The organism is Flavobacterium sp. WC2409 (assembly GCF_041200085.1).
Lineage (GTDB): Bacteria > Bacteroidota > Bacteroidia > Flavobacteriales > Flavobacteriaceae > Flavobacterium.
In genome coordinates this window covers 1,453,021-1,467,189 of sequence record NZ_CP165625.1, presented here as the reverse complement: position 1 = coordinate 1,467,189, position 14,169 = coordinate 1,453,021, and the positions used below count along the sequence as shown (strand labels likewise).

10 protein-coding genes are annotated in these 14,169 nt (G+C 31.9%); 6 read left to right on the top strand and 4 right to left on the bottom strand.

All coding sequences use genetic code 11. The features are described 5' to 3' along the window. Positions 1-65: 65 nt before the first annotated feature. The 6 genes from AB3G34_RS06370 (at position 66) to AB3G34_RS06345 (ending at position 10,810) form a co-directional block, all read left to right on the top strand. Complete coding sequence (locus tag AB3G34_RS06370; RefSeq protein ID WP_369753825.1) at positions 66-1,304, top strand: efflux RND transporter periplasmic adaptor subunit; 1,239 nt, start codon at positions 66-68, stop codon at positions 1,302-1,304. Between the two features lie 61 nt (positions 1,305-1,365). Further along, positions 1,366-2,067 (top strand): ABC transporter ATP-binding protein, encoded by a 702-nt coding sequence (locus tag AB3G34_RS06365; protein WP_369753824.1) that lies wholly within the window; start codon positions 1,366-1,368, stop codon positions 2,065-2,067. A gap of 117 nt (positions 2,068-2,184) precedes the next feature. Further along, a complete protein-coding gene (locus AB3G34_RS06360) occupies positions 2,185-4,608 on the top strand; it encodes an ABC transporter permease (RefSeq protein WP_369753823.1) in 2,424 nt (807 codons plus the stop codon). Positions 4,609-4,610: 2 nt separating this feature from the next. Next, complete coding sequence (locus AB3G34_RS06355) at positions 4,611-7,052, top strand: ABC transporter permease (RefSeq protein WP_369753822.1); 2,442 nt, start codon at positions 4,611-4,613, stop codon at positions 7,050-7,052. Positions 7,053-7,095: 43 nt separating this feature from the next. Further along, positions 7,096-9,513 (top strand): ABC transporter permease, encoded by a 2,418-nt coding sequence (locus AB3G34_RS06350; RefSeq protein ID WP_369753821.1) that lies wholly within the window; start codon positions 7,096-7,098, stop codon positions 9,511-9,513. Beyond that, on the top strand, positions 9,506-10,810 hold the full coding sequence (locus tag AB3G34_RS06345; RefSeq protein WP_369753820.1) for a TolC family protein: 1,305 nt from the start codon (positions 9,506-9,508) through the stop codon (positions 10,808-10,810). Before AB3G34_RS06350 ends, AB3G34_RS06345 begins: the two co-directional genes overlap by 8 nt. Positions 10,811-10,819: 9 nt before the next feature. Here the strand turns inward: AB3G34_RS06345 and AB3G34_RS06340 are convergent, their stop codons facing one another. The 4 genes from AB3G34_RS06340 to AB3G34_RS06325 all read right to left on the bottom strand — a co-directional run bounded on the left by AB3G34_RS06340 (position 10,820) and on the right by AB3G34_RS06325 (position 14,124). Next, positions 10,820-11,752: a transglutaminase gene (locus AB3G34_RS06340; protein WP_367753141.1), complete on the bottom strand. Its 933-nt coding sequence runs from the start codon at positions 11,750-11,752 to the stop codon at positions 10,820-10,822. Positions 11,753-11,773: 21 nt separating this feature from the next. Beyond that, positions 11,774-12,625, bottom strand: a complete 852-nt coding sequence (locus AB3G34_RS06335; protein WP_369753819.1) for a substrate-binding domain-containing protein — start codon at positions 12,623-12,625, stop codon at positions 11,774-11,776. Between the two features lies 1 nt (position 12,626). Then, complete coding sequence (locus tag AB3G34_RS06330; RefSeq protein WP_369753818.1) at positions 12,627-13,154, bottom strand: GNAT family N-acetyltransferase; 528 nt, start codon at positions 13,152-13,154, stop codon at positions 12,627-12,629. Positions 13,155-13,254: 100 nt separating this feature from the next. Continuing rightward, positions 13,255-14,124, bottom strand: coding sequence for a nucleoside phosphorylase (locus tag AB3G34_RS06325; RefSeq protein ID WP_369753817.1), 870 nt, complete (start codon positions 14,122-14,124; stop codon positions 13,255-13,257). Positions 14,125-14,169 lie beyond the last annotated feature (45 nt).

Here is a 14,169-nt window from a genome sequence, read left to right as displayed (position 1 = left end):
TAAGGGAGTTACAAAGTTTAACTTTTTGGCACGAAAATCTCTTTACGTTCAGCAAATTAGCAACAATGGACACCATTATTAAAAGTAAAAGTAACAAAAAAAAACAGCTATTAATCGCATTACCTATTATCTTAGTTTTAGGATATGTGGTCTTTACTTCCGTAACTAAGAAAAGAAGTTTGAATGTGAAGAAAAGCGAAATTAGCATAAAAACAGTCGAAAATGATTTTTTTGAAGATTTCATGTCTTTTCAAGCTAAGGCCGTTCCTATCAATTCGATGCTGATTAATATTATAGAAGGTGGAGCCGTTCAGGAAATATTTGTTGAAAACGGTGATTTTGTGACTAAAGGGCAATCATTAGCACGTTTGTACAATCCCAACTCAGAGTTGGCTTATATGCAGCAAGAAACAGCAATTATAGAGCAAATTAATAATTTGAATAAAGCAAAACTCGATTTACGTAATCAAGAACTAAATTTAGGAAAGGATTTGTTATCAATTGAACACGATTTTCAAGATGCTAAAAATTTGTATGATGTAAATAAGAATCTTTTCGAGCAAGAAATCCTTGCTAAGAGTGAATGGGAGAAAACGAAGGAAAATTTTCGTTTTCAAAAAGAACGAATGAACATTATAAAACAAAGTGTTAGTAAGGAAAGACAAGCCAATCAGGTTCAAATAGGACAACTCAATCAATCCATAGATTTCATGAATAAGAGTTTGGATATTTTAAGAACCAATAAAAAGAATTTCCTTGTTACAGCACCTATTTCCGGAAGACTTTCTTCTTTTGAACCGATTTTAGGAAAAACCTATGCACAAAATACAAGTATTGGTTTTATTGATGATCAAAAAGGATATAAACTGGTTGCTGATGTCGACGAATTTTATTTAGATCGCATTTCAGAAGGACAAAAAGGAACGGTAAGTTTTGATAATAAAGAGGTTGAGGTTAAAATAACAAAAGTGATTCCTGAGGTAAAAGGAGGAAGGTTTCAATTAGAATTAGACTTTGTATCTTCGGAAAAATTAGATTTAAAACAAGGGTTAAGTTTTGGAGTGAAATTAAATTTATCTGAAAAAACGAAAAGTTTAGTGCTTTCTAAAGGTAGCTTTAACGAAGATACTAGTGGAAAATGGATTTTTGTGGTCAAAGGAAATCAAGCGGAAAAGAGATCCATCAAATTAGGTCGAGAAAATCCGTTGTATTATGAAGTTTTAGACGGATTAAAAGCGGGTGAAAAAGTAATTACATCATCGTATAAAGATTATAAGCAAGTAGAAGTTTTGAATTTAGAATAGAGTAGGCGACAAATAGACAAGAATAAAAATAAAAACAAACATCAATCAAAAAACGAACAGTATGATTCAAATTAAAAACCTTTCAAAAGTATTTAGAACCGAAGAAGTAGAAACGATGGCATTGAGCGAAGTTTCATTAACCATTAACCAAGGTGATTTTGTGTCTATTATGGGGCCTTCGGGAAGCGGAAAATCAACATTGTTGAATATTGTAGGATTGCTGGATAGTGCATCTAGCGGCAGTTATCAGTTGCTCAACCAAGAGATGATTGGACTTAAAGAGAAAGAAAAATCGAAAGCAAGAAAAGAGAATATTGGTTTTATTTTTCAAAATTTCAACTTGATTGACGAATTATCAGTGTATGATAATATCGAATTGCCATTAATTTATAATAAAGTTCCTTCGTCTGACAGAAAACAAAAAGTAGAAGCAATTGCCAATAAATTAGGGATTTCGCATCGTTTGAAACATTTTCCGCAACAACTTTCAGGAGGTCAGCAACAACGTGTAGCAGTTGCCAGAGCTTTGATAAATGATCCAAAAATTATTCTTGCCGATGAACCTACAGGAAACTTAGATAGTAAAAACGGAAATGAAGTAATGGAATTGTTAACCGATTTACACGCAAACGGTGCTACAATTTTGATGGTGACACACTCTGATTATGATGCATCATTTTCTCAAAGAACGATTTTAATGAAAGATGGTGTTGTCTCTTCTGAAAAGCACAATCAAAGGAATGTAGATGTTTTTAAAGTATAATCATGATAACTATCCTAATTTCAATCATCACTTTTGTTTGTGAGTTGCTTTGCAAAATACTATTGTAAGTAGCTTAAAAACATATCATCAAATCAAAATCAATATAATCAAAATCACATGATAATCAACTGGATAAAAATATTTATTTATCATTTAAAGCAAAACAAACTGTTTTCTTTTCTCAACGTTTTAGGATTGAGTATTGGTATTGCAGGAGTGATTTTCGCTACTTTATACTGGAATGACGAGCAAAGTTATGATGCATGGAATCCTGACAAAGACAACGTTTTTTTGGTAGCTAATCAAATGAGCGAAAATTCATTTTGGGCATCGAGTTCAGCACCAATAGGAGCTGCAATAAAAGAGAAAAGTTCAGAAGTAGCATCGTATTGTTATTTAAGTGGAAATTATGAAAGCGATATAATTCGGTTTAAAAATAAAAAAGTGCAATCGAGTAAAATCGTATCAGCACAAAAGAATTTTTTTGAATTTTTTCCTTTTGAATTTGTAGAAGGAAGTCAAGAATCAGCATTGCCAGATGAAAATAGTATCAGTCTCTCAGAAGATTTAGCATTGCAGATTTTTGGAAAGGAAACTGCTCTAGGAAAAGAAGTTCTTTTTCAGAATAAAAAATTGATAGTAAGAAGCGTTTATAAAATGGATAAAAAATCTTCTTATAATCCTTCCTGTGTAGTCAATTTCATTGATTTAAGAATTAGAAAAACAATTGACCAATGGGGGAATTTTCAGTTTGTATTATTTCTTAAAGTTAAAAATCCGGATAAAGTTTCACTTATAGAAAATGATTTAAAGAAACTTTATTATGATAACATGACGGTTCGTTATGCAAAAGAAAATGGAATTACTCCAGCGCAATACATTGAAAAATATGGAACTACCAAACCCTTTTTAGAACCCTTATCTACTGTTCGACTACATACTAAAACTGGTGGATTAATTGAGGAAAATGGCAATTTTCAGTTTTTGATGATTATGGTTGGATTATCAGTTTTAATACTTCTTCTTTCAATTGTAAATTATATCAATTCTGCAACAGCAAATGCAATAAAACGTGCTAAAGAAGTTGGTGTAAGAAAAGTTATGGGCTCTTCAAAAAGTAATATAATCCAGCAATTTGTTTTTGAAACAGGAATACTATCGTTGTTTTCAATTTTATTTGCTCTTGTAATTGTTGAGCTGTCGTTACCTTATTATAATGATTTTTTAAATAAAACTATCATTGTACAAGGCAGTCAATTTTATGTACAACTTATTATAATATTTAGTATTACAGTTTGTTTGGCAGGAGTTTTTCCAGCAATATATGTTTCTAATTTTGAAACTTTAAAGGTGTTGAAAGGCAATTTTGGAAGAAGTAAAAGTGGCGTATGGTTACGAAACGGAATGTTGATTTTTCAATTTTCAATTGCAACCTTTTTCATCATCGGTTCCTATATTGTTTATCAGCAAATAGATTATATGAATAGAAAAGATTTAGGTTTTAAAGCCAATCAAATTTTAAGTATATCGTATCGTAATGTTTATGGAGAGGAGATAACAGATGATTTTAGATTTGACCGTTACTCAACAATCAAAAATGAATTATTACGCATTCCGGGGGTAAAACAAGTTGCATCAGCTGGCTTTGCTTTTGGAGGATCTGCAAAATCAACAATATCGTATCAATATAAAGATTTAAGTGTGGATGGAGACAATATTCCGATTGATTTTGGAATGTTAGAAATGATGCAAATAAAAATTGTAAAGGGGAGGTACTTGAGTCCAAAATTTGCTCAGGATACTATTAATACGATGTTAATAAATGAAACTGCCACTAGACTATTAAAAGAGAAAAACCCAATTGGAAAAAAGGTGAATTGGAATGGTAAAGAGATAACTATCGTTGGAGTTGTAAAGGATTTTAACATAGGTAATCCTAGCGAAGCGATTCCTCCAGTGTCATTGTTTCATTTTAAAACAAATTCATGGACAACGTTTGCCTTAAATAATATTTATGTTGATGCAGATTCAAAAACGATGGATAAAACGCTTGCGGATATTGAGAAGTTTTGGTTGAAGAAAGTCGATCCAGATTATCCATTTTCGTATGATTTTGTAGATAAAGAATATAAAAGGTCTTACAGCAGTTTTGTAAAACAAAAAAATATGTTCTCATTATTAAATGTTGTGGTTATCCTCATTGCACTTTTTGGATTGTTCTGTCTAGCTTCATTTTCAATAGAAAGACGTATGAAAGCAATCGCTATCCGAAAAACGCTTGGAGCCGAAACTACTATTTTACTTAAAGAATTATCCAAACAATACATTGTTTTCTGTGTTGTTGGCTTTCTAATTATACTTTTTCCAACTTATTATTTGCTCAATAAATGGTTAGAGAATTTCGCTTATCGAATTGACATTTCAATCTATCCATTTATTATTGGCTTTATTGCCTTATTGTCATTGACCCTACTTGTGGTTCTTTCTAGAGCCTATCAGGCGACAAGAGTAGATGTCTTGAAATATTTAAAATACGAATAATCATGCTAAAGAGTTGGATAAATATATTTTTAAATCAAACTAAAAACAACAAGCTTTTTACAGCTTTGAATATTTTAGGTTTGAGTATTGGAATTGCAGGATTAATTTTTGCAACCCTATACTGGAATGACGAGCATAGTTATAATCAATGGAATCCTGAAAAGGACAATGTTCATATGGTTATAAATACCCTGAACAATGAAAAATGGCCCTATACGGTTGCCGCTATCGGGCAATATCTAGACAACGATCCCAATATTGAAAGTTATAATTATAGCTATAATTGGTACGATTCAGACTTGTTTAGCTATAACGGTAAAAAGCGAAAAATTGAAAAAGCGTTTAATACTCAAAATAAGTTTTTTGACTATTTTCCTTTTCCATTCCTTTATGGAAATGCTAAAAATGCTCTGAAGGATGAATCCTCAATTGCTATTTCGGAGAAAATTTACAAAGCTTTTTTCAACAATGAAAATCCTGTAGGAAAGCAAATTAAATTTGGAAAAAACTACTACACTATAAGTGGTGTGTACCAAAATGAAATGAAAAGTTCATTTGCACCTGATGTGGTACTTACGGATAATTTTAAAAAAGTTATTACCCCAAATTTGGACAAATGGGAGCTTTTTAATTTTTGCTTACTCCTTAAGCTTAAAGATAATGCTAAAAAGGAAGTTGTTGAACGTAAGATAGAAAAGCTTTTTATTGATAACGTAATTACACAAGAAGCAAAAGAGGCCAATATTACTTTAGAACAACAAATAAAGGAACACGGAATTGTAGCCATACATTTAGAACCCTTGATAGATGCGCGCCTTAATTCGGTATTAAATGAAAATTGGGGATATCCAGAAGGAATAGGAAATTACCAATACTTAATGATAATGATAGGGTTGTCCATTCTGATAATGATTCTTTCCATTATTAACTATGTCAATTTAGCTACTGCAGGAGCCATTAAAAGAGCCAAGGAAGTCGGTATGCGAAAAGTATTGGGCGCAAGTAAAAGAAATATTATCGTCCAATTTATTTCTGAAACAATTGTAATTGTTATAGTATCTATTCTATTAGCATTAGTAATTGTTGAGATTTCTTTACCCTATTACAATGAATTTTTAGAGAAAGATTTGAAAATTTATGGAGGTGAATTTTATTTACAATTGATCTTTATTTTCGGAATTGTCGTTTTCCTTGGCGGATTTTTCCCTGCGCTTTATATCTCAAGTTTTGAAACGCAAAAAGTTTTAAAAGGAAACTTCAACAGAAGTAAAACAGGAATATGGTTACGCAACAGTATGTTGGTTTTTCAATTTGCTATCGCTGTTTTTTTTATTGTTGGTTCGACCATTGTTTATCAACAAGTAAATCATTTAACCAATAAAAATCTAGGTTTTAAAGGTGATCAAGTAATTGAAATTGATTATCTGAAAAAGTTTGATACACAATCTGAAGCAATTTATAAAAAAGAGTTTTTTCAGGATTATTTGAAGGCAAAAGAGCAATTGACCAGAATGAAAGGTGTTAATCAGGTAGCTACAGCAAATTTTTCTTTTGGAAATGGCGCGCGATCTTCACGAGATTATTTGTACCAAAATGCCAACATTCAAGGCTTGAATATGGCCGTTGATTTTGGGATGATGGAAATGATGAACATCAAACTAACAGAAGGACGATATTTGAGTACTAAATATGCTTCGGATACCATTAATAATGTAATGGTTAATGAAACGGCAGTAAAATTATTAGGGATTAAACAACCAATAGGAAAAGAAATTGTTTCTGGTGATGGAGATAAATTCAAAATAATAAGCGTTGTAAAAGATTTTAATTTAAGAGGGCCGCAAGAAAAAAACTCGCCAATGGTGTTCATGCATTTAAAGACAATGCCATTGATGTCACAAGGCGTAAATTCAATTTTTGTAAAAGTAAATACAGATAATATTGAAATCACGATGAGCGATATTGAGCAATTTTGGACTACTAAAGTCGATACCGAATATCCGTTTTCGTATGAGTTTGTAGATAAGAAATACGCACGTTCTTATAAGGAATATGTCAAACAAAAAAATCTCTTCTCGTTACTGAATCTTGTTGTTGTTCTTATTGCCATTTTCGGATTGTTTGCTTTAGCTTCTTTTTCAATGGAAAGACGATTAAGAGAAATTGCTATTCGAATAACCTTGGGTGCTGAAACTACTACTTTACTAAAAGAGTTGTCCAAACAGTATGTAGTTTTTTGTGCAATGGGTTTTATTATCGGAGTGGTTCCAGCCTACTTTCTGTTACAAAAATGGCTAGATAATTTTGCATATCGTATTGATATTCAGTTTTTACCTTTTGCGATTGCTTTTGTTTCTTTATTGTTTTTGACTTTAGTAGTTGTTTTAGCGAAAGCCTATCAAGTAACCAAACTGGATGTTTTAAAATACCTAAAATACGAATAATTAAAACCAATAAAAGTCATTTATAACTAACCAAACTTAAATAATGTTATTAAACTATATAAAAATATTCATCTATCATTTAAAGCAAAACAAACTGTTTTCATTTCTAAACGTTTTCGGATTAGCCATTGGTATTGCAGGATTAATTTTTGCATTACTGTATTGGAATGATGAGCATAGTTATGATGCTTGGAATCCTGAAAAGGACAATGTTTATGAGGTTTTAGTGCAAGTAACAGGAATGCCCGTTTTTTCAGATTGCGCTTATTTTCTAAAACCTATTTTAGAGAAGGATGCTAATGTAGAAAAGGTAGTTTATGCTGATAGCTGGTACCAAAAGGATAAAATTATCTATAAAGGCAAGAAAGAAACAGTTGATAAAATTATTAATGTTGAAGCTGATTTCTTTTCTCTTTTTCCATTTGAAATTATAAAAGGAGATGCTGTTTCGGCATTAAAAGATGGTTCTAGCATTGCTATTTCAGATGTAATGGCTAAACTAGTTTTTGGTGACGAAAATCCGATTGGTAAACAAATAACAATTTTGGATAAAATGTTGGCAGTGCGTGCTGTGTATCATATTCCAGGGAATTCTTCAATTGCTCCAGATGTTATAATGAATACAATGAAGCAGTATAAAAGTGAAAATTTAACAGGACCTTTTATATTCAAGTTACTTCTTAAAATTAAAGACCCGTCAAAAATTGAGAATACACGCAAAAATTTAGAGAAAATGTATAGCCAAGATTTTGTTCGAAGAATTGCCAAGGAAGCAGGTTTTAGTTTCGAAGAAATGACTAAGAAAATTGGACATTTTGATGTAGTTATTGAGCCACTTTCAAAAGCGAGATTACATTCTATTGCAGATGGATATCCAGAAGGCAGAGGTAATTATCAGTTTTTGTTGATTATGGTTGGGTTATCCGTTTTAATTCTCATTCTTTCGATTGTAAATTATATTAATTTGGCTACAGCCAATGCGGTTAAACGTGCGAAAGAAGTTGGTGTTCGTAAGGTTGTGGGTGCTTCAAAAAGTACTATTGTACTTCAATTTATTTTTGAAACTGCGCTAATAAGTTTGTTTTCGATTTTGCTAGCATTAGTTATTGTTGAGTTGACTTTGCCGTATTACAATGATTTTTTAAATAAGAGTTTACGAATAATTGGCAGTCAGTTTTATCTGCAATTAATTCTGATTTTCAGTATTACACTTTTTGTGGCAGGAATACTTCCAGCCGTTTATGTTGCTAATTTCGAAACTTTAAAAGTTCTGAAAGGTAATTTTGGAAGAAGTAAAAACGGAATCTGGTTACGTAACGGAATGTTGGTTTTCCAGTTTACCGTGGCTACCTTCTTTATTGTAGGTTCTTATATTGTGTATCAGCAAATCGATTATTTAAGCCATAAAGATTTAGGTTTTAAAGGAGATCAAGTGATTGCCGTATGTTTGAATTTTCCTAAGTCGGATTATGAAGTGGAAAAGGTAGGGCAAAATATCTACAATAAATACAGTACAATAAAACAAGAACTAGTTAAAATAAAAGGTGTCGAACAAGTTTCTACAGGATTGATTTCATTTGACGGTTCAGATGATTCATTAGGAGGTATATTGTACAATGATGAACTTTTTAAAGCACGAACAATTGCAGTTGATTTTGGTATATTCGAAATGATGAAAATAAAACTAGTAGAAGGAAGATCTCTTGATCCGAAACGCGCTTCGGATACTATTAGTTCTGTGTTGATTAATGAAACAGCACAAAAGTTGATGAATCTTAAAGATCCTATCGGAAAAGAAGTAATTATCAAAGAAAGAAAATTAAAAATCATAGGAGTTGTTAAAGATTTTAATTTATTAAGTCCTGAAGTTGAGGTGTCAGGGATGTTTTTTTATCATCTTAAAACGGTTGATATAGCTCAAAATATTAATAAAGTTTACATAAAACTAAAATCGGATAATATTGAAAGCACGATCGCTGATATTGAAAAATTATGGAGTAAAGTCGATACCGAATTTCCTTTTAAATATGATTTTGTAGACAAGCAATACGCCCGAACCTATGAATCCTACGTGAAGCAAAAGAATCTATTTTCCTTGCTGAATGTAGTTGTAATTCTAATTGCACTTTTCGGATTGTTCGCTTTGGCTTCGTATTCGATACAAAGGAGAATGAAAGAAATTGCTATCAGAAAAACCCTTGGAGCCGAAACCAATTTATTATTGAAAGAACTCTCTAAACAGTACATTTTGTATTGCATCATCGGTTTCGCAATCGCAGTATTTCCCGTTTATTATTTACTAAACAAATGGTTGGAGAACTTTGCTTTCAGAATTGATATTAGCCTATTCCCATTTGTGTTTGGATTTGTCATATTGCTACTTCTTACACTTTTGATAGTGCTTTCAAGAGCCTATCAAGCAACTAAAACAGATGTTTTAAAATATTTAAAATATGAATAAGAAACCATTTTTAACGTTAGCCCTTTTTTTAGTTTTTGCATTAGTAAGTGGTCAGGAAAATTCTTGGCCGCTTACCAAATGCATAGAAACGGCTTTGCAAAATAATATCGAAATAAAAATTAGATTACTCGAAGTAAAAAGGACTCAAAAGACACAAAACTCGGTTTTAAACCGCATGTTGCCGTCGGTTAATTTGTATGGAGAACAGAGTTATAATTTTGGTTCTACCATTGATCCTTCTACAAACGGAAGAGTAAGTTCGAACATTCAGAATGATAATTTTTATTTGAATGCTAAAACAAATCTGATTGATTTCAGTGCTTTTGCAAATGCTAAAAAAGATAAAATTAGTATTGAAATCGCAAAAGCAGAAAAAGAAGTCGTTGAAAACGAATATAAATTGCAGCTTTTAGAAAGTTATTATCAAGCACTTTATACGCAAGAATTATTGAAAATTCAGAAAGAACAATTGCATCAAGCTTCTTTCAATTTAGATCGAATTACTAAAGAAGTCGCAATAGGAAGCAAGCCTCAAAGTGATTTGTACGATATGCAATTGAGTTTTTCGGAAGAAGAAAATAGTTATATCACATCTCAACAATTGTACGGAATACAAAAACTGCAATTGTTTCAGTTAATGAATGTTTTAAATGTGGAAACAGAAACTGTTGTTCTGGAAGTCTATTTTGATGAAAACAATTCGGATGTTGTTGCAAACACGAATTATAATCCAAAAATTAAAAGAGCCGAGTTTCAGCACGAAAACAACTTAAAATTGATTAGTTTACAAAGAGCCAATAATTTACCAGTTCTTTCGGCTTATTACGGCTATTCAACTTTTTATTACAAAAACATCAAGGATGCAAATGGTTTAACAGATTCTTTTTCGAATCAATTGGCTGATAATAAAAGCCAGCAAGTGGGCATGCAATTAGCAATTCCAATTTTTAACGGATTCAGAAATAACAAAAGAATAATAGCTTCTAAAATTGAAAGTCAAAAATCAAAATTGGTTATCGAACAAGAAAAGCAAGAGTTGGATAAACAAGTTACACTAGAAGAAAAAAACAAAAGCAACTATTTGCAACTAGAAAAAAAGTTGAAAGAGAGACGAAAATATGCAAAAGCTTCGTTTACAACGATGCAAGCGAAATTTACAAATGGTAGAGTTGAAGCTATTGTTTATTCATCTGTAAAAAATCAATTTTTAAGAGCTGAATATGATGTGCTGAAAAACAATCTTCAAATTCAATATATCCACTTAAAAATTAATCTCTTGAAGAATAATGTTATTTAAACTAATCAACTAATTCAATGTCAACGCACCCAATATTTCTTCGGATAGGAAAGGTCCTCCTGGATATTTAGCAGTGTAGTCAAGGTTGAGCCATACTTGGCCCCGTTCATCAATATGGTAATGAAGCTGCTTTTTATAGCTTTCTTTTTTAAACAAAATATTTTTTATCAAATAATTTACGGTTTCTAAATCATTCATAGTCCCAATTAATATTTCGGGATAGATATGCCCTTTGGTATGAATCAATCTTGGTGTGCCACCAATAGCTCTTACAGCCGCAGCCATAAGAATGGAGTGGTCGTCACAATCACCTGAAAAGTAATCTAATGATTCACTGGCTGTAGCAATGTAATCGCCATCTTTTGGGTCACTTACATAGTTCCAGCGGCCATTTATTTCCTTAAAAACAGCAAAGCATTGTATAATCGTTCTATAATCAGAATATCCATTTACATTTTTAAAGTATTTTGATGTCGCCATGATGGCAAAATTACGAACTTTAGGATTTTTGTATTCTATTGCATTGATAATCTTTGATTTATTGGGAAATGGGAGGAGTTTAGAAATAATGATGTCTTGTGGATTTGGATTGTCTGACATGGTGTAAATCATCGAGTCATAATCCTCATAAACACTATTAAATCCATAGTTCCCTGAAGCAGTTCCATAAAATAAAACTAAAATATAGAGAAAAATGCATACGATAATTATGGTTCTTAACAATCTCAATATGAGTTGTATAAGAATGATAATGACTAAGAAAAGTAAAATTCGATCAATATTATAGGCCCAACTGAGTTCAATTAAATTCTGATGAGCAATTATAAATAGAGGAACAGCAATCAAAATATTTAAGACAAAAATAATTACATCATCCCAAGGCTTCTTAACCTTAAGTTTTTGTTTTATATTTTGTAAAGAAATATTTTTAATGTTTATCATAGCAACCACAAAGTGTAAAAACTAGATTGCTTTTACAATTTCATCAAAAGTACCTTTTTTATCAATGATTTTAAGTTGAAATAATTGATTTTGAATATTGTTTAACAAATTTTTTGGTAATGCGTCTTGAGACCATTCAGTTAAGGATAACCATTCTTGAATATCAGCCGTTTTTTGATGGTATTTTGTTGCCAAAGTTTTATCAATATTAGAGATGTTTTTAAACCCTTCAGTTTTTTTATTGATGACTTCGAGAATCGATTTAATAATTTCAGGTTGTTTTTCTAGAATTTCATCACGTACAGCAATAACGAAACAAGGCCAAGGAGTAGGGCAGTCTCCAACACTTCTAAAAACCCCTGAATCTACCAATGGTTTGGTCATAAACCGTTCCCACATAAAATAATTAGCAGCACCAGCTGTTAAAGCTTCAACAGCACCATCGATGGTATTGATGATTTCAAATTGTAAATCATTGGTTTTCCAACCTTGATTATTGGCATTTACATATGCCATTAGTTGTGAGCCAGAACCTAATCTTGAAATTGCTACTTTAGTATTCTCTAAATCAGAAACAGTTTTATATATAGAATTCGCAGCTACATGTATTCCCCAAATTAATGGTGATGCTACATAAACTTGAACAATTTTGGATGGATTTCCTGCAACAATATCTTTGACGATTCCTTCCGTTAAAATAACAGCAATATCGGTTTCTCCTGATCTAAGCATTTGACACATTTTACCAGTCCCTTCAGGAACATCTGTCCATTTTAAGTTAATGTTTTGAGCTTCAAATTCGCTGTTATCGATGGCTAAATGCCAAGGTAAATTGAAATGTTCTGGTACTCCAGCTATTTTTATTGTTGTCATTTTAATTGTTTTTTTTATTTAATTTGTACCAAACGCAAGAAATTCCATTCCAATCGAATTCATTTTTTAGTTGCATTCCTATTTTTTCAAGAATGCTACGAGAAGCGGCATTGTCAATATGAGCAGATGCATATATCGTTTTGATATTCATGGTGTTGAATCCATAGTCTAACCAAGCTTTGGCCGATTCATATGCATATCCTTTTCCCCAATACTGTTCTATAAATCGGTACCCAATTTCGTAAAAATTAACATGACCATTTTCGGGTTCTGTGATGTACTTAATTCCCGACCAACCAATAAATTGATTTGTCTCTTTCAGAATTACTGCATAACGACCAATTCCGTTTTCAAGGTATTGATTTCGAATATTCTCAATATATTTTCTACTTTCTTCAATTGAAACCACAGGATTATTACCTAGAAACTCATGTACCTTAGGATTCCTGTCTAAAGCGAACATTCCTTCAGCATCTGATGGGAGTAATTCTCTTAATATTAATCTCTCGGTTTCAATACAAATGTTCATGTGTACTCTTTTTTAGCCCTGATAGGAGCGATATCCTCTTGTGGTAGCGATAGCGGACACAAGAGATATAGCGGATAGCAGGTAATAGCTCCTAAATCAATTAAAATGTAGCGATTTTATCTAAAGTATAAGCAATCAATTCATCGACTGCTTTGTAAGGATCTTCGCTAAAAGTTCCCGAAGCGCGATTAGCAATTATAGCATTTAGCGATAGGGCATTGTGTCCTAAAAGCGCCGAAAGGCCATATATTGCAGCGGTTTCCATCTCTAAGTTGGTAATCCTATTTTCTTCAAATTTAAAATTATCCATTTTAGAATTTAGCTCTTCATCTTGAATGTTTAAACGCAATACACGTCCTTGCGGTCCATAGAAACCACCAGCTGTTGCTGTGATTCCTTTGTGTATTTTGTCGCTTTCAATTATTTTTTCTAATACCTCAGAACAGGCAATTACATACGGTTTTCCCTTGCGTAAATCCCAATTCGTATGACTTACAAAAGCATCTTCCATGGTTTTATTAGAAACTTCGTCAATCAAGTAGGAGCGGAGCATGTTGTCCAGACCTAAACCAAACTTAGACATCACAAAACTATCTACTGGAATATCTGCCTGTAAAGAACCCGAAGTCCCAATACGGATAATATTTAGTGTAGTTAAATGGTCTTTTGGTTTGCGCGTTTCTAAATCGATATTGACTAGGGCATCTAATTCGTTAATTACGATATCTATATTATCTGGACCGATTCCGGTTGACATTACAGTAATTCTTTTGCCTTTGAAAATACCAGTTTGGGTTTTGAATTCTCTTTTTTGGGTAGAAAATTCAATGCTGTCAAAAAACTGAGTAATTTTCTCTACCCGGTTTTGATCCCCTACAAAGATTATATCATGTGCGATATGTTCTGGTTTCAGATTCAAGTGATAGACACTTCCATCTGGATTTAATATTAATTCTGATGATTGTATCATTAAGATTTTTGTTTAAAGTTTACGGTTTCAAGTTGCTCAACTGAG